Source organism: uncultured Turicibacter sp., assembly GCF_938044715.1.
GTDB classification, from domain to species: Bacteria; Bacillota_I; Bacilli_A; order MOL361; family Turicibacteraceae; genus Turicibacter; species Turicibacter sanguinis.
This window is the reverse complement of sequence record NZ_CALIOS010000142.1, coordinates 1-19,194: the sequence shown is the minus strand read 5'-3', so window position 1 is coordinate 19,194 and position 19,194 is coordinate 1. Positions and strand designations below refer to the sequence as shown.

The 19,194-nt window shown below is 33.2% G+C and carries 18 protein-coding genes; 16 read left to right on the top strand and 2 right to left on the bottom strand.

Going from position 1 to position 19,194, the window contains the following annotated elements; all coding sequences use genetic code 11:
• The first annotated feature begins 210 nt into the window (after window positions 1–210).
• The 6 genes from QWC74_RS13530 (at window position 211) to QWC74_RS13505 (ending at window position 8,741) form a co-directional block, all read left to right on the top strand.
• Entirely contained in the window at window positions 211–915 is a 705-nt protein-coding gene (locus QWC74_RS13530; protein WP_006785862.1) for a LytTR family DNA-binding domain-containing protein, read from the top strand.
• Between the two features lie 57 nt (window positions 916–972).
• On the top strand, window positions 973–2,640 hold the full coding sequence (locus tag QWC74_RS13525; RefSeq protein WP_006785863.1) for a sensor histidine kinase: 1,668 nt from the start codon (window positions 973–975) through the stop codon (window positions 2,638–2,640).
• 359 nt (window positions 2,641–2,999) lie between these two features.
• Window positions 3,000–4,952 (top strand): diguanylate cyclase domain-containing protein, encoded by a 1,953-nt coding sequence (locus QWC74_RS13520; protein WP_155222832.1) that lies wholly within the window; start codon window positions 3,000–3,002, stop codon window positions 4,950–4,952.
• A 211-nt stretch (window positions 4,953–5,163) separates the two neighbouring features.
• A complete protein-coding gene (locus tag QWC74_RS13515) occupies window positions 5,164–6,198 on the top strand; it encodes a HisA/HisF-related TIM barrel protein (RefSeq protein ID WP_006785865.1) in 1,035 nt (344 codons plus the stop codon).
• A 126-nt stretch (window positions 6,199–6,324) separates the two neighbouring features.
• The gene (locus QWC74_RS13510; protein WP_006785866.1) at window positions 6,325–8,277 is read left to right on the top strand and encodes a GGDEF domain-containing protein; all 1,953 of its coding nucleotides are present in this window, start codon (window positions 6,325–6,327) and stop codon (window positions 8,275–8,277) included.
• 140 nt (window positions 8,278–8,417) lie between these two features.
• The gene (locus tag QWC74_RS13505; RefSeq protein ID WP_006785867.1) at window positions 8,418–8,741 is read left to right on the top strand and encodes a diguanylate cyclase domain-containing protein; all 324 of its coding nucleotides are present in this window, start codon (window positions 8,418–8,420) and stop codon (window positions 8,739–8,741) included.
• 341 nt (window positions 8,742–9,082) lie between these two features.
• Here QWC74_RS13505 and QWC74_RS13500 read toward each other — a convergent pair whose 3' ends face one another.
• On the bottom strand, window positions 9,083–9,262 hold the full coding sequence (locus tag QWC74_RS13500; protein WP_039930849.1) for a hypothetical protein: 180 nt from the start codon (window positions 9,260–9,262) through the stop codon (window positions 9,083–9,085).
• Between the two features lie 118 nt (window positions 9,263–9,380).
• On the opposite strand from QWC74_RS13500, the gene QWC74_RS13495 reads away from it, so the two are divergent.
• The 3 genes from QWC74_RS13495 (at window position 9,381) to QWC74_RS13485 (ending at window position 13,564) form a co-directional block, all read left to right on the top strand.
• Window positions 9,381–9,962 (top strand): DedA family protein, encoded by a 582-nt coding sequence (locus tag QWC74_RS13495; RefSeq protein ID WP_155062366.1) that lies wholly within the window; start codon window positions 9,381–9,383, stop codon window positions 9,960–9,962.
• A gap of 178 nt (window positions 9,963–10,140) precedes the next feature.
• Window positions 10,141–12,735 (top strand): cation-translocating P-type ATPase, encoded by a 2,595-nt coding sequence (locus tag QWC74_RS13490; protein WP_006785869.1) that lies wholly within the window; start codon window positions 10,141–10,143, stop codon window positions 12,733–12,735.
• Between the two features lie 601 nt (window positions 12,736–13,336).
• Window positions 13,337–13,564, top strand: coding sequence for a DUF2500 domain-containing protein (locus QWC74_RS13485; RefSeq protein WP_081448252.1), 228 nt, complete (start codon window positions 13,337–13,339; stop codon window positions 13,562–13,564).
• Between the two features lie 24 nt (window positions 13,565–13,588).
• Here the strand turns inward: QWC74_RS13485 and QWC74_RS13480 are convergent, their stop codons facing one another.
• The gene (locus tag QWC74_RS13480; RefSeq protein WP_288994220.1) at window positions 13,589–13,840 is read right to left on the bottom strand and encodes a DUF2500 family protein; all 252 of its coding nucleotides are present in this window, start codon (window positions 13,838–13,840) and stop codon (window positions 13,589–13,591) included.
• Window positions 13,841–14,067: 227 nt separating this feature from the next.
• On the opposite strand from QWC74_RS13480, the gene QWC74_RS13475 reads away from it, so the two are divergent.
• The 7 genes from QWC74_RS13475 (at window position 14,068) to QWC74_RS13445 (ending at window position 19,146) form a co-directional block, all read left to right on the top strand.
• Window positions 14,068–14,595 carry a hypothetical protein gene (locus tag QWC74_RS13475; protein ID WP_055163707.1) on the top strand — a complete coding sequence of 176 codons (528 nt, stop codon included), beginning with the start codon at window positions 14,068–14,070 and terminating at the stop codon, window positions 14,593–14,595.
• A gap of 22 nt (window positions 14,596–14,617) precedes the next feature.
• Window positions 14,618–14,746: a hypothetical protein gene (locus QWC74_RS13470; RefSeq protein WP_262942105.1), complete on the top strand. Its 129-nt coding sequence runs from the start codon at window positions 14,618–14,620 to the stop codon at window positions 14,744–14,746.
• A 417-nt stretch (window positions 14,747–15,163) separates the two neighbouring features.
• Window positions 15,164–15,859: a YveK family protein gene (locus QWC74_RS13465; RefSeq protein ID WP_006785873.1), complete on the top strand. Its 696-nt coding sequence runs from the start codon at window positions 15,164–15,166 to the stop codon at window positions 15,857–15,859.
• 15 nt (window positions 15,860–15,874) lie between these two features.
• Complete coding sequence (locus QWC74_RS13460; RefSeq protein WP_006785874.1) at window positions 15,875–16,576, top strand: CpsD/CapB family tyrosine-protein kinase; 702 nt, start codon at window positions 15,875–15,877, stop codon at window positions 16,574–16,576.
• Between the two features lie 172 nt (window positions 16,577–16,748).
• On the top strand, window positions 16,749–17,387 hold the full coding sequence (locus QWC74_RS13455) for an exopolysaccharide biosynthesis polyprenyl glycosylphosphotransferase (protein WP_006785875.1): 639 nt from the start codon (window positions 16,749–16,751) through the stop codon (window positions 17,385–17,387).
• A gap of 46 nt (window positions 17,388–17,433) precedes the next feature.
• Window positions 17,434–18,444: a glycosyltransferase family 8 protein gene (locus tag QWC74_RS13450; RefSeq protein WP_006785876.1), complete on the top strand. Its 1,011-nt coding sequence runs from the start codon at window positions 17,434–17,436 to the stop codon at window positions 18,442–18,444.
• A gap of 75 nt (window positions 18,445–18,519) precedes the next feature.
• A complete protein-coding gene (locus QWC74_RS13445; protein WP_155222833.1) occupies window positions 18,520–19,146 on the top strand; it encodes a glycosyltransferase in 627 nt (208 codons plus the stop codon).
• Window positions 19,147–19,194: the final 48 nt, after the last annotated feature.

Here is a 19,194-nt window from a genome sequence, read left to right as displayed (position 1 = left end):
GATTTACGTATGACGTTAAGTGTTGGAATTGTTTGTGGTAATTTAGATTCATCGATTAATTTAGATAAATATCTAAAAAAAGCACAGGATTTAGTCTTAATCTCAAAAGAAAAAGGAAAAAATAGGTTGACGATTTAAAGTTGAATTAGGTATAGTTTGCTTGTTAAAATGTTAACTTAGGAGAGTTTGCGGATTAATGGTGGTGAAATAATGTATAAAATTGCAATTTGTGAAGATTCGCGAATTCAAGCAGTTGAGTTAATTGACAGTTTAAAGGCTTATGGAAGTGAGTGTAGAATTAAGTTTGAGATTGATTATTTTGAATGTGGTGAAGATTTTTTAGAAAAAGATTATTTTGAATATGATGTCATCTTTCTAGATGTTGAGATGCCTAGGATTAATGGGATAGAAGTGGCCAAAGAAATTAGAAAAACGTGTCCTAAAAGTAAAATCATTTTTGTTACAGCTTATGAACATTATTGGCCAGAAGGATATAAGGTCATGGCATCAAGATTTTTAATCAAACCGTTAAAGCAGGATGAATTAACTGAAGCGTTGACTTCCTTAATTGAAGAATTAAATACTGCAAAAAAATATATTTCTGCTCGTAGTGAAAGGGCATTAGAGAAAGTATTAATTGAGGATATCACTTATTTAGAAATATCAGGTCGAAAAGTCTTAATTCATACACCTGAAGCAATCTATACAAGTAGCTATAATTTAAATAGTTGGTATCATCGTTTAGCGATTCATCATTTTGAATATACCCATTCAAGTTATTTAGTAAATTTAAAATATGTAAAATTAGTTGCTCGAGATAAAGTGACATTGACAACAGGTGAAGAAGTTTATATGTCATTAAGGAAATATAAAGGTTTTAAAACGAGTTTTGTTCGTTATATTAGTCAACCTTAATAAAAACGCCCCTTGAGAGCAATGGGCGTTTTTTTTTGTTTAGAAAGGATGATAAGAATGCAAAAAAACAACTCGGAAAAGCGAATTTACCTTAATGCTATTCTTATCATTGGGATCGTCGTTTTTGGTTTAATATGGATTTATATTAGGATTATGCAGGTGGCTTATCAAAACAATATTAATTGTTTAACGGAATCTTTAATTGAAGTGGAACAAAGTAAATTGAAAAATGATGTTAATGAGTTGATGATTAGAGTGAATATTGATTTTGATTATCTGATTGAAGATTATAATAAATCGTTAAATGTTGTCGATTCAATCCTCCATGAATATATCATTGAAAAATCTAAACAAGACGAGGATATTATGGAGATGTTTATTTTTTTAACCTCTGCCTACAAAGATTTACAAATTAGGGTCTACGATCAACACAATCAAACCGTGGTAGCTGAATTTAAACAAAATAATATGATACTTGCACAGGATATCCTGTATAGTGATTTATTCTTTGATCTTGCACTATGGAGGCAGCATATGGTGCAAGAGAATCGGTATATTGTAATTATTGGGATTTCAGATTCCGATTTAAAGACAATGTATAAAGGAATGTTAAAAGACGCGTTCGACGAAAATCCTAATTTAACATCGATTTACACCTTAATCGAAATTGTTGATTATAAAGGTGGAGATAAATTTGCTAAAGTCATTCAAGGGATAAGTGTCTCACCAAGTTGTGCAAGACAAGGATGCTATATTAATACAACCTATCAAGATGATAGGGGACGTTATGTTTTAAAAGAAATGCTAGAGGGGCTAAAGGATAATGGAACTTATTTTGGTTATGTTCAAAACAATGACAATCAGGATATGTTATATGCTGAGTTGTATGCTCCGTATGATTTAGTTGTGTTAACTAGTACCCCCATGAAAGATTTTTATCAGCAAACAATGTCTGAATTTAAGGCTTTTGAACAAAATTTTGAAACCCAGATTCATGTTGCAATAGGAATTGCGTGTGCTTCATTTATCATCGCTATATTAGGTGGGATTGCAACGTTTAAGTACATGAAATCAAAGGAAATTGAGAACGAACGTGAACAAAATCGGATGATTATCGAGCACAACAAGGTACTATTAAGAAAGAATGATCAAATTAATCAGCTAGCTCATGATATTAAAAATCATCTTATTTGTATAAAAGGTTTTATTAATCAACAGACACCGGAAGAGGCAAGTCATTATATTGATAGTGTTTATGAAGATTTGAATCAGTTGTCGTCGATTGTGATTACGGGAAATCGATTGGTAGATATTATTTTGAATGATAAGATTTCTCAGATGAAGAAAATAGGCATTACCTTTACGAAACGGATTGAACACGTGTCACTAGATTTTGTGGATTTTAAAGAGATGACGATTATTTTGACGAATATGCTTGATAATGCGATTGAGAGTTGTGAGAAAAGTGAACAAAAGGAAATTCAATTTACGATTTCTTCTTTTAATCAGACGTATATCATCATCAAGGTGGTGAATAGTTGCGATGTGGCCCCTATTATTTCAAAGGGAAAATTGAAAAGCACAAAGACTCAAAAGGGTCAGCATGGTTATGGAGTTGAAAATATTAAACGCGCTGTGGCTAAGTATAATGGAAGTACATATTTTGATTATGATGAGTGTCGTCATCAATTTGTATTTTCAATTACATTAGAAAAGCCACAATAATGGATAAAATCGGGTGAATGTAATCATTTACCCGATTTTTTTAAAAAAGTATCCATATTGATGTTAAAATGGAATAAATTAGGAACACATATTGATGTATTTTGTTAGAAATGTTAAGATAATAAAAGATGTTTTTTGTATAATTTTGTAATAAATATAACAGGCAATATGGAATTAAATCATTTGAAATCTGATTTATTAGGCGAGGAAAGCAATGAGACTTAAGTTCATGTCAATTTTTAACTCGATGTGCATCTTTTTATAGATCAGTATCATTAGAATTTAAAATGTCCCCATCCTAGCGAAGCTAGGTGTGATGTGCTCATGGGATTGTTGACATTGGAGAAGGGGGTGTTTGATTGAAGATAAAATATTTAAAGGGATCAATTAAAATAATGACTGCACTTTTATGCTTATGTTTTGTTTTTATACTGATAGAATGGAACCGTCCAACGGTTACAAAGGAAGTTGTTAATCAAATTGACCATTTTTCTATTTATTTATGGGAAGAAAATCAAGTCGAGGAATACAAGTCTAAGATTTTAGCTGAATTATCACAGATGACAAGAAGATCAGATCTTCAAAAAGGATTTTATGCACTTGGCTTTTTAGAGGCTTTAGATGGGAATTTTGAAGAATCAACTCAGTATTATTTAAAAGCCTTAAGTATTGGGGAAGATTCAAGTTCAACTATTTGTATTAATTTATATAAAGAGTTGGCTTATAATGCCCTAGCTTTAAATGATGAAGTAAGTGCTAAGTATTATTTTGAGTTAGCAGAAAAAAATGTTTCAAAATTTTATATGACAAAACTTAAATCAAGTCTTTATCGACGTTTTTCTCAAGGAATCGTTGATTTTTCTAGTAATCCCCAGTCTAGTATCCCACTACTAGAATTTGTGATAGATAAAAATGTGAATGAGTATGATTATTTAGAAGCTCATCGCTTATTAACTAATGTTTATCTGCTTAGTGGATATTATGAAAAGAGTATCATGTACTTACTGGATGCATATAGGGTGAGTGTATGGAATGATTATAAAATTATTCAAGAGGAAGTTTCAATTAAGCTAGGACAAGCTTATTTTTTAAATGGGGATTATGAACAAGCTATTTCAATTTTAGAAAGTCTTTTTCCAAGAAACAAAAAAGACGATTTTATCTCATATATTCCTCAGCTTGTAGAATCTTATCGGGTGGTTCAGGGATACGATAAAGCAATTGAATTTTTGAATGATTATGTGAGTCAATTATCTGTTGAATCATCAGAATGGTTAGACTTTTGGTATACATGGATTCGTGCTAGTTTAGCGATTAATGAAGGAAAAGTTGCAGAAGCAAATGACCTTATTCAACACTTGGATAAAGTTTATACAAGTAACGAGGAGTTTCAAGAGACAACATTGTATCTTTGGAAAGAGAAAGTTGAATTAGATTATTTAGTGCAAACTGGAATAAGAAATCAAGAAATTGCAGATAGATATGACCAATTATATAAAGAAATTGTTGATTCAGAAATTTATGTCACAGCTAAGGTCAATTTATTGGAGCAGGTGGTTAAACAGAGTATTGAGATTAATAATTATGAATTAGGATATCAATATCTAAATGAAAGATTATGCAATTTTAAAAGTACTGATATTAAAAATGATTCCTTTAATATTAGTGAATTTTATGAGATGACATTAGATCAGATTAAACAAAATCAGATCATGATGAAATTAATCGTGAGTATAATAGGTACCCTATTGGTTGGTGGTGTAGGAGTTCTTATTTATATTATTTTCAAGAAGCAATCTCGAATTAAAGCTTTATCGAATGAGATTAAAGCGAAGCAAGATGTGGATACATTAACGAACACCTTAACGAAAGAAGCGTTGTATGACTGTCTTGAAGTTCATATGGGTCAAGATGATTTATTGAATTTTATGGTGATTAATATTGATGATTTTAAACGTTATAATGAGGTATATGGTTATCTAACTGGAGATAAGGTGCTTCAAAAGCTAGCTCAGTTAATTAAGACAACTTTCCCGAAGGCTTATGTGGCAAGACATGCAGGGCATCATTTTATTGTCGTTTCACCTAATGATCGTTCAGCTTGTTTATTGAAATTGGAGTATTTATTAGAAAAGATGTATGATGAAAATATAGAGAATACATCTAATCTAGTCGATGGACGTGTGACGATTAGTGCAGGATTATCGACTGGTAAAGTATTAACCAAATTACAGGTTGATCAACATATTAATGATGCGACTTATAAATTAGAGTTATCTAAAAAACGTGGATCAAATAAGGTGACAGTCTAAAAAAGAATGGGGGGGCCTATCCTAGCGAAGCTAGGTTTCCTCTTGAAGAAAGGGATCATCCATTTCACAGATCATATTAAAGCTATGTAGTCAAAAGGCTCATAGCTTTTCTTTATTTTTAACCATGGGATATTATTTGAAGGGTTGTTTGTGTGTTTAAAATAGACTACAGTAGTAATTAGAGATGTGAGAATTAACGGGAGGGATTTCGATGAGTCCATTTAAAGCATTGGAGTTAAAAAACTTATCATTAATCAATCGTTTTGTGCGCTCCGCCACACACGATTATGCTCAAGAATGTAATGGATTGATGAGTGATAAACAGTTAGAAATATATGAGGAATTAGCGAAAAACCAGGTGGGTTTAATTATGACGGGACATCTTTATGTTTCGAAAGAAGGACGTGCGAGTGAGGATCAAAATGCCATTGATTGTGATGCTGTTATTCCAAGGTTAAAAGAAGTCGTCGACGCTGTTCACCAGTATGATAGTAAGTTTATTGCACAACTTGCGCATGCAGGAGCAAAAGCAAGGGTAGCACAACCAGTTGGACCTTCAGAATTATGGCTACGGGGAGATACGCCTTCTTTGGCATTAACGCATGAAGGGTTGAAAAGCATTCGCCACGCTTTTATTGATGCCGCAAAACGCGCAAAAGAAGCGGGATTTGATGGCGTACAGGTTCATATGGCTCACGGTTATCTATTAAGTGAATTCATTACGCCCCAACATAATTTAAGACAGGATGAGTATGGTGGGAGCGTGGAAAATAGATTCAGGTTCCCACGCGAAATCATATTAGGAATCAAACAAGCTTGCGGAGAAAATTATCCAATATTTATAAAAATCAATAGTAATGTTGAACTAAATGACGAAGCGTATGAATCAGATTTACTTTATATGCTCAATGAACTTGAAACTCTAGGAGTGGAAGCAGTCGAACTAAGCGGATGCGACTTTGGCAAGAAAAAATATACCGATCACAATTACTATTTAGAACGTGCCTCAAGACTAGCAGAATTAACAACTGTTCCATTAATCTTAGTGGGAGGAATTCGAACCTTATCTGATATTGAGCACGTTTTGCAAAATGGAATCGACATGATTTCATTTTGCCGTCCTTTTATTTGTGAACCAAATCTCGTTAGACAATTAAAAGCAGGCCATCAATCAAAGTGTGTCTCATGTAATCGTTGTTATGGTCTTTATTATCGTGAAGGTAGACGCTGTATTCGAATGAAATAAAAAAATCCTGATAAAAAATTTTATCAGGATTTTTTGTGTATAATTATAGAAAATATTGTTATATTGTGGAGAAATATGGTACCTTTGTGATAGAAGTGAATTGGATTGGGTTTGAATAGGGGAGAGATGGTTTTGAAGTCAAAATTTTTCAAGGCAATATTAATTTTTTTTATTATCGTGACTGTCATATGTATAGGTTTAGCTGTTGATTATTTAACATTACCTCCTATGACGAAAGATTTTTTGAATAAAATAGGGACAATTCAGGAAGATGATTTAAAAAATAATCTTAAATTTTATAGGGATAAAATTCAACAAGAAGTTAAAGGAACCGGACACCGTGACGCGTTAAAACACAGCTATTTTTCTTTAGGTTATATTGAATCATTAAATGAAGATTATAATCAATCAAATGATTATTATTATCGAGCATTAAGCATAGATAGCCTGCATTGTGATACTTTATGTGGAATGGTCTATCGGGAGTTAAGCTTTAATGCGATTCATCAAGGGCAAATCGAAAAAGGATTTGAGTATTATAATTTAGCGCTTCAAGCTTTTAAAGACGATGAAGCAGAAGTTATGAGTTTGAATTATCGATTTTCACAGGCCTTAGATTATACAAAAGATTACAGGGCACAAATTATAAAAATATTGGAGTCTAATAAAACTAAAAAACAAGAACCATTTCAAGAAATTCAAAATTTAAGGTTATTAGCTAAAATTTATTTGTTTTCTGCCCAATACAGTAAAAGCATTAACTATCTGTTAGATGCTTTTGAAGTATCTGTTTGGAACGACTATAAAAATCTCCAGCGGGCGATTACGATTGAATTAGGAAACGCCTATTTTTTAAATAAAAATTATGAAGAAGCAGTTGAAACGCTATATCCCTGTTTGCTAAGATGGGGAGATGTTGATTTAAACATTTATTTTGAGCAGCTAGCTAAATCTTTACGAATGGTTTATGGATATGATCATGCCATTGAGTTTTTGAATCAACACAGCGAGAGTGTTAAAAATTTGATGACTGATCATGAAATTTGGTTACAGTTTTGGGTAGAATTATTACAAGCAGAATTGTCAGTTTTTGAAAATAAACCAGAGATTGCAAGGATTTATCTTAATCGAGCACAAGCTATTTACGAAAAAAATGCGACCAGTCTTCATGCGATGTTAAATTATTGGATAGAAAAAATAGACTTAGATATTTTGGTCTTAAAAGGTGAAAAAAGTGATCAAATCCTTGAGCAGTATATTGACTTGTATAAAAAAATTGCATCTTCTGACATATATTTTATTAGTAAAATTAGTTTGCTAGATGAAATTATAAATCAAAGTTTAAAGCTTAATCATTATTCATTGGCTTATGATGCGATGAAGAGTCGTGCTCAGATTGTTGATAATGAATTACTTGATGATGACCTTATTGATTTAAATGAGATTTATCTTAAAACGAAAGAAGAGAGACAAAATCGAAATGTAAGCAAAAGGATTGTTTTATTCTTTATGATATCAATCACAACAATGGGCATAGGGTCGATTGTGTATTTAATATCCAATCATAAAAAGAGAATACTAGATTTAGTGACAGAAGTCGAAGCTCAAAAAGATTTTGATTCTTTGACCCATACTTTAACGAAGTCTGCTCTATATAACAGATTAGAAAAATATTTCGGGCAAGAATTGACGTTTACCGTTGTTCAGTATGATGATTTAAAGCGATATAATGAAGTTTACGGATACTTAAATGGCGATCATATTATTAGAATATTGTCGAATCAAATTAAAAACACCTTTACTCAAGAGTATATTGCCCGTCATTCGGGGCATTTCTTTATTATTGTTTCCACTGACTCTAAAGAAAATTGTGTTCTTAAAGTAAAAAAACTTTTACAGATGATATATGACTTGAATATTATCAATACACTTGTTTTAGAGCATAGGCGAATGACGGTTAGTGCAGGATTAAGTAGCGGCATCATTCACTCTAAGCAGGATATCGACCACTATATTAAAGTAGCGTCACATCATTTAGAAGTTTCAAGACAAAGAGGATGTAATACCTTTACTGTATAAAAGTATGGATAAATCAACTACAAAAATCTTTTTTTATGATGAATTATCAATATAAGTGCGACACTTGCTCATGAAATAATTCGGATGAAGTTTTCCAACCTAAACATTTTCGTGATCGATGATTAATCAGGTAGACCGCCTTGAAAACTTTGGTAAATTGTATTAAAGAGATTTTTGAAAATGAATATATTTCACGTCATTTGGGCAATCAATTTATTATTGTGTCGTATCATTCAAAGGAAGCATGTGTTCCTAATTTAATGCATTTAATGCAAACAATCTACGATTTAAATATTGAAAATTCAACCGATTTAAAAGATAGACGTCTGACGATTAGTGCAGGGATTAGCAGTGGCATCCTAGATTCAGAAGAGGCAATCGATCAACAAATTAAGTTGGCAACGAACAACTTAGAAAAATCAAGACAGCGTGGTAATAATAAGTTTACAACCTCTTCAATTTAAATAATAGATGAAAACCTGTAGCTATAGCTATGCATCCTATTAATCGTGTCGCCGATCGTGCACAAAAAAGATGAGGGTTTAAATTTCTACTTCAATCACTGACAGAAATATATGGGAAAAATTCAAAATGGGGGTTCACAAAATAATAAATTGATGTTATATTAGTTATCAATAAGGGAGTAGTTCACACCAAATGTTGATTTTGGTGAGACATGGTCAACAATCGCGAGGAGGTCCCTTGTATTTGATTTATGTCATAAATCAAGTGCTTGGGCAATACTAAATGATAGTAGGGTAGTTCCTCTGGTCATGTCGTGAAGGACGTAGCTTAATTCATCTTTTTATGATTTTGCTAACGACTTCATTAAACGAGACTTATTAGAAGTAATCGGACTTTTAATAAGGCTCATACTATTTTTTGCTTGATTTGTATCGTCAATCAAATTTAAACGAGCTTTATTAAAAGGAGTTAAGCTTTTAATGAGGCTCGTTTTTTTGTTGCCAAAAATACGAGTTCTCATGTTATCCATCTCACAGCAAACATCGAAATAAACTGGTAATAAAGAATTCTCATCCTCAATATGATTAAGAGAAACGGTTATACATTTAAGAAGGGTGAGTGAACCAAGAGTGGATTTAATGATTGAATTTATGACGCAGTACGGACTCGTCGCCATGTTTTTATTTATAATTTTAGAATATGCGTGTCTCCCACTTCCAAGTGAAGTGATTCTACCACTGTCAGGAGCCATGGTTTTAGCAAGTGGAGATTCCATTATGCTTGCGATTTTAATCAGTATTATGGCTGGTTTAATAGGCTCAATGATTTGTTATAGTATCGGATATACAGGTGGAAACGCAGTGATCGATCGAATGATGAAAAAGTATCCGAGTACACGAAAAGGAATTGAATCAACACGTCAGTTTTATGCAAAGTATGCAACTTATTCAGTAGGACTTGGACGTGTCATTCCGTTATTTAGAACCTATATTTCCTTTATCGCAGGAATCACGAAACAACGTGTCAGTACCTTTTTACTTGCTTCAACATTAGGAATTGCGGTATGGAATACGTTACTGATGGGGCTTGGTTATTGGTTAGCAGATGAATGGAAAAACGTCATGGGATATTATGATTCAGGTAAATGGATTCTTTTATTACTTGGCTGTGCCGTCATCGGTCTTTTAATTTTAAAAAAGAGCCGCCAAAAAGAAGCATAGAACTTATCGGTTCAGTCAAACAGTTGGATGATTATTTTATTGTTGCGATGATCTTGAAAAGAGATGGATAAAAAGTTTAACCTTTAAAACCTTGCACGGGTGAGGGCTTCTTCACCATTAGTGGGATGGTTTGTCCTTTTAAAATTCAGTGTATGTTAGGATACGAGGAGGAATTAAAGTGGAGAAAAAGGTTTATGAGCAAGGGATTGAAGAAGTATGTTCTCGCTATCGAACATCTCATTTAGGTTTAAGTGAGGAAGAAGCGATTAAACGTCTTGAGCAATATGGGCCAAATCAATTGCTTGAGGAAAAAGAAGAATCTGTCTTCATGGTATTTATTTCGCAATTTAAGGACCTTTTAGTTCTAATCTTAATTGCGGCAGCTGTTATTTCAATGCTTTCGGGTCATTTAGAAAGTGCCATCGTTATTTTAGTTGTTATTTCATTAAATGCGATTTTAGGAACCGTGCAAACAGTTAAGGCACGTCAATCTTTAAAAAGCTTAAAAGCTTTATCGACACCGCAGGCAAAAGTCATTCGTGGTGGAATCAAGCAAGAAATTCCATCGACTGAATTAACGATTGGGGATATTTTATTACTTGAAGCGGGAGATGTTGTCAGTGCTGATGCACGCTTAATTGAAGCTTACAGTTTACAAGTTAATGAAAGCTCCCTAACCGGTGAATCGGTGAGTGTTGATAAAAGTACAGCGATGATTGAGAAACAAGATTGTCCTCTTGGAGATCAAATTAATATGGTTTTCTCGAGCGGTCTTGTGACTTATGGTCGTGGAACTGCGATTGTCACAAACGTTGGGATGGAGACCGAGATTGGTAAAATTGCCACGATGATGAATGAAACAGAAGCGCGTAAAACACCACTTCAACGTAACTTAGATAACTTCAGTAAAAAGTTATCATTCGTCATTATTGGAATCTGTATCTTTGTTTATATTTTAAACGATTTACAAGGGGCAACGACGCTTGATGCTATGATGTTTGCTGTAGCTTTAGCGGTTGCCGCAATACCAGAAGCATTAGCATCCATTGTAACGATTGTTTTAGCGATTGGGACACAAAAAATGGCGAAAGAAAATGCCATCATCAAAAATTTAAATAGCGTGGAAAGCTTAGGGTCAGTGTCTGTGATTTGTTCAGATAAAACAGGGACGTTAACCCAAAATAAAATGATTGCACAGCAAGTTTATGTCAACCATCATTTAGTCGATGCAGATGGGTTAAATCCACATCAAGAAGCGGATCACTTATTAATTTTAGCGTGCGGTCTTTGTAATGATTCCACAACAACAGCTGACCAACGAATTGGAGATCCAACAGAACTTGCTTTAGTTGATTTACTTGAAAAATATCAAATGGATGAATTAGATTTACGTCAAGAATATACGAGATTATCAGAACTACCATTTGATTCTGATCGTAAAATGATGAGTACACTTCAGGTAGTGGGTGGCGAGTATACGATGTTTGTTAAAGGGGCAACCGATGAATTAATCAAACGTTGTACCTCTGTTTTAACACCAGATGGAATTTTTGATTTCACACCAGAACAAATTGAGAAAATTGAACAAACGAATCAGCAGTTTGCAGAGCAAGGACTTCGAGTACTTGGATTTGCGATGAAAACACATGATGATTCGGCTCTAACACTTGAGGATGAGTACGATTTAACCTTCCTTGGATTGATTTCATTAATGGACCCTCCTCGTGTTGAAAGTGCAGAGGCGGTAGCGGACTGTTTACAGGCTGGAATTAAGCCAATTATGATTACAGGGGATCATAAAGTAACCGCAAAAAGTATTGCTAAGCAAATTGGAATTTATCAAGAGGGGGATCTTGTTTTAGACGGAAACGAACTCGATGCGATGTCTGATGCCGAGTTACATGAAAAGTTAGAACATATTTCAGTGTATGCCCGTGTTGCTCCGGCCCATAAAATTCGTATTGTACAAGCTTGGCAAGAGCTTGGACATTTAGTCGCAATGACAGGGGATGGTGTGAATGATGCGCCAGCACTTAAAGCGGCTGATATCGGAATTGCGATGGGAATTACCGGAACAGAAGTTTCAAAAGATGCGGCTTCTATGATTTTAACGGATGATAATTTTGCAACGATTGTGAAGGCGATTATGACGGGTAGAAATGTGTATGCCAATATTAAAAATACAATCAAGTATTTATTATCAGGGAATTTCTCGGGAATTTTATGCGTCTTATTTGCAACGTTATTTGCTTTACCGGTACCCTTTTACTCAGTGCATTTATTATTTATTAACTTAGTGACAGATAGTTTACCAGCTATCGCGATTGGAATGGAGAAATCGACGCGTAATTTATTACAGGACAAACCACGTCATCAAAAAGAATCGATTTTGGATAAAGACACCATGATTCAAATCGGATGGCAAGGAGCTTTAATCGCGGTGTTTACGATGATTGCTTACTTCATTGGACTTCAGGAAAGTCATGGATTGGCAGCAACACTTGCATTTGCAACGCTTTGCTTAGCGCGTTTATTCCACGGATTTAACTGTCGTGGACGTGAGTCAATCTTCAAACTTGGATTGTTTACTAACAAGTATAGTATCGGGGCATTCGTTATTGGATTTGGGCTATTAAATTTAATCTTATTAAATTCAGCTTTAAATTCATTATTTATGGTCACTGACATTACGTTATCTCAACTTGGAATCATCTACATCCTTGGATTTATGCCAACGTTAATGATTCAAATTGTGAGATTATTTAAACGATAAAAACATCATGCAGGAATGTATTACATATCATATTAGTAGCGTGACAGGCGGGGATAAGGTTTCGTTACATTTAAAAGGTGATTCTTTCTAGGAATCACCTTTTTGTTCCTTATTATCATAGTATTTTGAAAAAAATGTAGCGAATCAGGTATCTTTTAACTGAAAAATCCATATAATGTATTAGATGCGTGAAAGGTATGGTTTCACCAATAAAACAAATTCCTGAGCAGAATTTAATAAAAAAACAGCCATTTGGCTGTTTTTTTATGATTAGATGTTTAATTGTTTATGTTTCTTCGTTTTTCCATTATTTAATATATTTTTATACTGATGATGCTATAAGGGTGAGATCAGGTAAGGGGGAATTTTGATGTACGATCCATTTTTTTCACTCGTTGATAACTAAGTACGAAACTCGAAGAGTGAGTCTTAGCTCTCCTCAATGGATGGGGTAATTTTTTATTATGATCTTTTGTATCATAATTGGGATGTTTATTTATTCAGGTATTCATTATGCGAAGGATAAATCGAAGCCAATTCAAACGGAAAGTGCGGGGTCCCCCATCCTGCGAAGTAGGTTTTATCCGCTAATGGGGGAATTTTGGTAGCGAATCGGACGAATATTTCGAGGCATCCTCATTCAATGAATGACAATATACATCACTCAACTTCTACGACATATGATGTTACTTTTGAATTTATAACGGGGCAACGGATGGAATTTCGTGTTCCTTCTAATCAATATGGATATATGATTGAGGGGGATGAGGGATTATTACAATTTCAAGGACACTTATTTGTTTCTTTTGAACCGACTCCAAAAGTATAAAAAAACAGCCATTTCGGCTGTTTTTTATAATCTTTTGGTTCTTTCAAAGGACAGGAAGGCACGGTCTTGGTAGTAAAGAACTCCTTCATCTCCTTCTATAAAGAAGGTAAAGTATTCGTATGGGACTTCAAGTTCGAGTTGGCTTCCATCTTGAATTTCGAAGGTGACGAAGTACGAAGGTGATTTGGGGGCATTTTTAAAGAGATGATGCGGATGGTGGCGACGTTTAGTCACGACAAAGCTTTCTACTTGCTTTATTTTAGGGGGGGGTTTCATACCGTTATTCTCCTTTTTGACTTAATATATGTGTAGTGTTTCGTAAAAAGACTATTTTTATAACAGGTTTTTGGATGAATGTGTCATATTCGGTATCGTTTTTTGAATAAAATGAGATATAAGACGTTGTAATTTGTTTGAAATAAAAATATTTTATAACTTCTAAAGTTAGTTTGTAGGAATGTGATGAGTCAGGGTTGTAAAGATAGAAAAGGGGGAATCTTTTTATGTTACCTGAAGAGAAAGAAGCTTTTTTAAATGAATTTAAGGTGAATATCAGGAAGCGCAGTATTTTTACAGTGCGAAACATGTTGGTGGACGTTTTGACGTTGTGTCCAGACGATGCCGACTTTTTAATCACATGCTACGATTTAGTTAAAAATGATTCACTTATCTTCCAGCGCCATAATTATGAGATTTTAGATTATGATGTGAATCATTGGAGTGAAGAGGGCTATGCGAAACTTAAGAAGACGCTTGAGATGAATTTTTCGCGTAAGAGATATCATTTATGTTTAGATTTGGCGATTCATTTTTATGCGTTGACGCAGGTTGTAGAAGAAGTTGAGGTGGAGGAGGATTTAGAGGAAGAGGATGAAAAGTCGAAAAAGAAACGCCAAAAGCGAGAAAAGAAAAAACGGGAGCATCGCCATCACTGGAAAAATGATCATGAGAAGTATATGTTAACAGGGGTTGGAACGACGGCCATTTTACTTCTTGGAATGGTGATTCAGTTAATGGTGAGTGGAGAATAAAGAATAAAAAGGATATGAACCGGTGTATCTATTACAGGATTATGTGAAGTTAGCAAGTGATGCTCATGAGAATATTTATGGTTATTATAAGGATAGTGAAACGATAAGTCATCAACATGATATGATTCATGAAACAATAGAAGGCTTATAGCCAAATAGAAGATTTTTCTGATATATATAGTCAATGATTCATACGATTTAAGTTTAATGAGATTGCAAAAAAAGTCATAGTGAAGTCAAAAAATGATTTCACTATGGCTTTTTTTTATACCATCAATTTAATACATGAAACTGATCTGTGATTTTACTCGATGCGATGAAATCAGGAATCAATTAATTTTAAATAAATATAAGAAAAATCTGGTTTTAGGTTTGAAATAGCTATCATTAGAAAAATATAGAATAAATAAAAGTTGCTTGAATCGGTCGTTCTTGAATGTGTCGAAATAAGTCGTGAAATGACCGAAGGGGGAAAAGAAAAGGTGCTATAATGGTTTTGTTTTTGAAGAAATAGTTTTTTGTGTGAAGTCGAATTAATAAATAGAAGGATGAAGAAGGGGAGTTGAACATGGAAAATACAGAATATGAAATTGATTTGCGAGACATTTTTAATGTCCTAAAAAAACGTTGGTTAATGATTTGTAGTATTACCGCAACTTCTGTCATTATAGCAGGGGTTATTAGTTTTTTTATTTTATCACCTGTTTATGAATCCTCATCAACGTTATTAGTTAGTTATAAACAAAATCAGGAAAGTATTATGACTTATAATGATTTAACCATGAGCCAAAAACTTGTGAATACTTATAGTGAAATTATTAAGAGTCGAAGTATTTCTGAAGCTGTGATAAAGCAATTAAATTTAGATTTAACAGCTGAAGAATTATCAAAAAAGATTACAGTTTCTAAGGTGAATGATACCGAAATCATTCGAATTAAAGTTAGTGATACAAATCCTGAGACCGCTACTTTACTGACAAATACGATTGCGGATGTTTTTAAAAAAGAAATTAAAAACATTATGGAAATTGACAACGTGTCAACCATTGATACAGCCCAAGTACCTGAATGTCCTGTCAAACCAAATAAAATCATGAATATGGCCATTGCAGGTGTTTTTGGTATGATGGTGAGTGTAGGGCTTGCATTTATATTAGAATTTTTAGATCGTACCTTGAAGATTCCAACAGATGTTGAACGTCAATTAGGATTACCGCTTATTGGAGCTATCCCAGATATTGAAATGGAAAAAAAACTTAAATAGGAAAGAGGATGTGAAATGATGAGTGACTTAATTACAATATCAAATCCAAAATCACCAGTTGCCGAGGCATATCGCACCCTTCGTACGAATATTCAATTTTCAAATATCGATGGAAATTTACAAACTATTTGTGTAACCAGTTCAGGGCCTGGAGAAGGAAAATCAACGACCATTTCAAACTTAGCAGAAACCTTTGCTCAAGCTGGAAATAGAGTTGCGATTATAGATTGTGATTTGCGTAAGCCGCGTCTTCACAGGATTTTTAAATTAACGAATACAAAAGGTGTCACGACGTTACTATCAGGACAAAGTGAGATTGAAGATATGATTCAAGTGGCTGGATCTGATTTAACAGTCATTACTAGTGGTCCGATTCCCCCAAATCCATCAGAGTTATTGGGGTCAAAAAGAATGAAAGATTTATTGGAAGTGTTAAAAAAAAGATATGACATTGTTTTAATTGATGCACCTCCAGTTGGATTGGTAACAGATGCGGCTATTTTATCAGCCATTGTAGATGGAATCATCTTAGTAGTGGCATCGGGGAAAACTGATATTGATGGGGCAAAACGTGCAAAAAAACTACTTGAGAATGTTGGGGCTCGTATTTTAGGCGTAACGATGACAATGATACCAGTAAGTAAAAAAGGGTATTACGGGTATCAGTATTATGGTTACTATGAAGAAAATGAATTAAAGAAAAAGAGACGAAATTAGGTTCAGGGAGAAAGAAACAATCTAATACATTAAGATAGATTAGTTTGAGTATCATGGTATGATTCTGTTTTTTGCGTTTGAAAAGGGACTAAATCTATCTTCATGTTAGATATAGTCTCTTTTTTTAAAATCGAATTAGATAGAAGGTGATGAAGTAGTGTAAATAGTTTTATTGAAACAAGGTAAACAAATTGTAAATGATACAAAGCTATATCTTTTCTTAAAACGATTATTAGATATAGTCGTTGCAATAACAGGTCTGATTCTAGCTTCTCCTTTAATGTTGATAGTCTCCATTTTGATTAAAATTGAAGATCCTAAGGGACCGATTATCTTTAAACAAGTCCGTGTAGGACAGTATCCTAACACTTTTAAAATGTATAAATTCCGAAGTATGTATGTGGATGCTGAGGATAGAATTCAAGAATTGATGCATTTAAATGAACAAACAGGTCCTGTTTTTAAAATCAAAGATGACCCACGGATTACGAAAGTAGGAAAATTTATTCGAAAGACAAGCTTAGATGAATTACCTCAGTTAATTAATGTACTAAAAGGTGAGATGAGTCTTGTAGGACCACGTCCCGCGATTCCTCGTGAGGTAAAACTTTATAATGATTATCAAATGCAACGATTACTTGTAAAACCTGGAATAACCTGTATTTGGCAAGTGAGTGGACGTAATCATATTGGATTTGATGAGTGGGTGGATCTAGATATCGAATACATTAAAACAAGAAATTTATGGTTAGATATTAAACTGATTTTAATGACAATTCCAGCACTGCTAGGTGATGAGAACGCAAGTTAAACTTATTTTTATAAAAAAGAATACAGTATTTGAAGAAGGTGAATGTATGGAAATAAATTCAGATTTTCATATTGTTTATGCATCAGATAATAAGTTTGCGGAGATTCTAGGTGTTTCGATGGTGTCTTTATTTGAAAACAACAAAGATGCAAATAGTATTACTTTGTATATTTTAGATGGTGGAATTAGCGAACAAAATAAAAAGAGATTAGATGAAATTTGTTTTACATACGGTAGAGGTCTCCCAATCTGGATACAGGCTGTTAATATACAAGAAATTATTAATACTAGTGTTGCGTTAGATAGAGGACCTTTAAGCCAATATTCAAGATTATTTTTAGCAAGATTATTACCTAAGCATCTAGAACGTGTATTGTATTTTGATTGTGATATTGTTGTGAATAATTCATTGCAAGAATTATGGAATTTAAATATTGAAGGAAAAACCATTGCCGCTTTATATGATGCATTTAGTAAATATTATAGAAAAAATATAGGATTAAAGTCTGATGACATAATGTTTAATTCTGGAGTTATGCTCATTGATTTAAAAAAATGGAAGGAAAATCATGTAGAAGAAAGGTTGTTAAAGTTTATTTTATCTAAAAAAGGAAAGGTTCAACAGGGAGATCAAGGAGCTTTAAATGCTATTTTGAGTCATGAGACATTTTGCTTTGAACCTCGTTTTAATGCTGTAACCATTTTTTTTGACTTTAAATATAAACATATGATGATATATAGAAAACCTCCTACATTTTATTCAGAATCTCAAGTGAAAATGGCCATTGATAATCCTGTTATTATTCACTATACCACTAGTTTTCTTTCAAGAAGACCCTGGATAGCAGGAAGTAATCATATGTATGTTGATAAGTGGTTGTATTATAAAGATTTGACGCTATGGAAGGAGTATGATTTATGGAAAGATAGTATACCTAAATGGAAAAAATACTTGGTGAAACTATATAATTTTTTACCTAGATGTTTCGCTATAAGATTAGTAGGGATACTTCAAGCTTATGGAAGACCTTTTATGCGCACTTTACTTCAACGATAGATTAAAATTTATTCTACAAGAATAATATTTTGATTACGGAATTTTTTAGGAGATAAAAGAGGGTGGTAATTAAATATGAATGAAATAAGAATTATGATGTTTATTCCTGGTATTATCGGTGGAGGGGTTGAACAATTTCTTATTAATTGTGTGAAATACTTCCCTGAAACATATAAAGTGACCATTATATATCAACATGAACCAAATCAAGTTTTTTTAGATAAATTTCATGAAGTTGGCTGTGAGACAATTAGAATTGCTTCGAAAAAAGAAAATCCATTACAGAATTTTTGGCAATCGTATAAATTAATAAAAAAAATTAAGCCTCATATCGTTCATTCACATATGAATCAGTTCAGTTTTATCCCACTCATGATGGCCCAAATTTCAAATATTAAGGTTAGAATTGCTCACTCCCACATTAGTGAAAGAGGAGAAGAAGGATTATCTAAAATTATTAATCACCTTGGAATAACGTTAACGAATATCTTTTGTAATTATCGTATTTCTTGTGGGACAGAGGCATCTTATTATTTGTTTAAAAATAGTGATTCCACTATTATTAAAAACGGAATTAATATACAGAAATTTAGATTTAATCAAGGTAGTAGAGATGAAATAAGAGATAACCTAGGTATTGCTGATAATATTGTATTAGGAAATGTAGGTAGATTAACAAATCAAAAGAATCAAATTGGATAGGTTACAATTAATTAGACAGTTTTTTTAAGGTCATGTAGAATTATAAAT

Bases quoted from the DNA above. Each gene is read 5' to 3' on its own strand.
- QWC74_RS13530 (WP_006785862.1), top strand. From the start codon at position 211: ATGTATAAAATTGCAATTTGTGAAGATTCGCGAATTCAAGCAGTTGAG.
- QWC74_RS13525 (WP_006785863.1), top strand. From the start codon at position 973: ATGCAAAAAAACAACTCGGAAAAGCGAATTTACCTTAATGCTATTCTT.
- QWC74_RS13515 (WP_006785865.1), top strand. From the start codon at position 5,164: ATGAGTCCATTTAAAGCATTGGAGTTAAAAAACTTATCATTAATCAAT.
- QWC74_RS13510 (WP_006785866.1), top strand. From the start codon at position 6,325: ATGGTTTTGAAGTCAAAATTTTTCAAGGCAATATTAATTTTTTTTATT.
- QWC74_RS13500 (WP_039930849.1), bottom strand. From the start codon at position 9,262: ATGAGAACTCGTATTTTTGGCAACAAAAAAACGAGCCTCATTAAAAGC.
- QWC74_RS13495 (WP_155062366.1), top strand. From the start codon at position 9,381: ATGATTGAATTTATGACGCAGTACGGACTCGTCGCCATGTTTTTATTT.
- QWC74_RS13480 (WP_288994220.1), bottom strand. From the start codon at position 13,840: ATGAAACCCCCCCCTAAAATAAAGCAAGTAGAAAGCTTTGTCGTGACT.
- QWC74_RS13475 (WP_055163707.1), top strand. From the start codon at position 14,068: ATGTTACCTGAAGAGAAAGAAGCTTTTTTAAATGAATTTAAGGTGAAT.
- QWC74_RS13465 (WP_006785873.1), top strand. From the start codon at position 15,164: ATGGAAAATACAGAATATGAAATTGATTTGCGAGACATTTTTAATGTC.
- QWC74_RS13460 (WP_006785874.1), top strand. From the start codon at position 15,875: ATGATGAGTGACTTAATTACAATATCAAATCCAAAATCACCAGTTGCC.
- QWC74_RS13450 (WP_006785876.1), top strand. From the start codon at position 17,434: ATGGAAATAAATTCAGATTTTCATATTGTTTATGCATCAGATAATAAG.
- QWC74_RS13445 (WP_155222833.1), top strand. From the start codon at position 18,520: ATGAATGAAATAAGAATTATGATGTTTATTCCTGGTATTATCGGTGGA.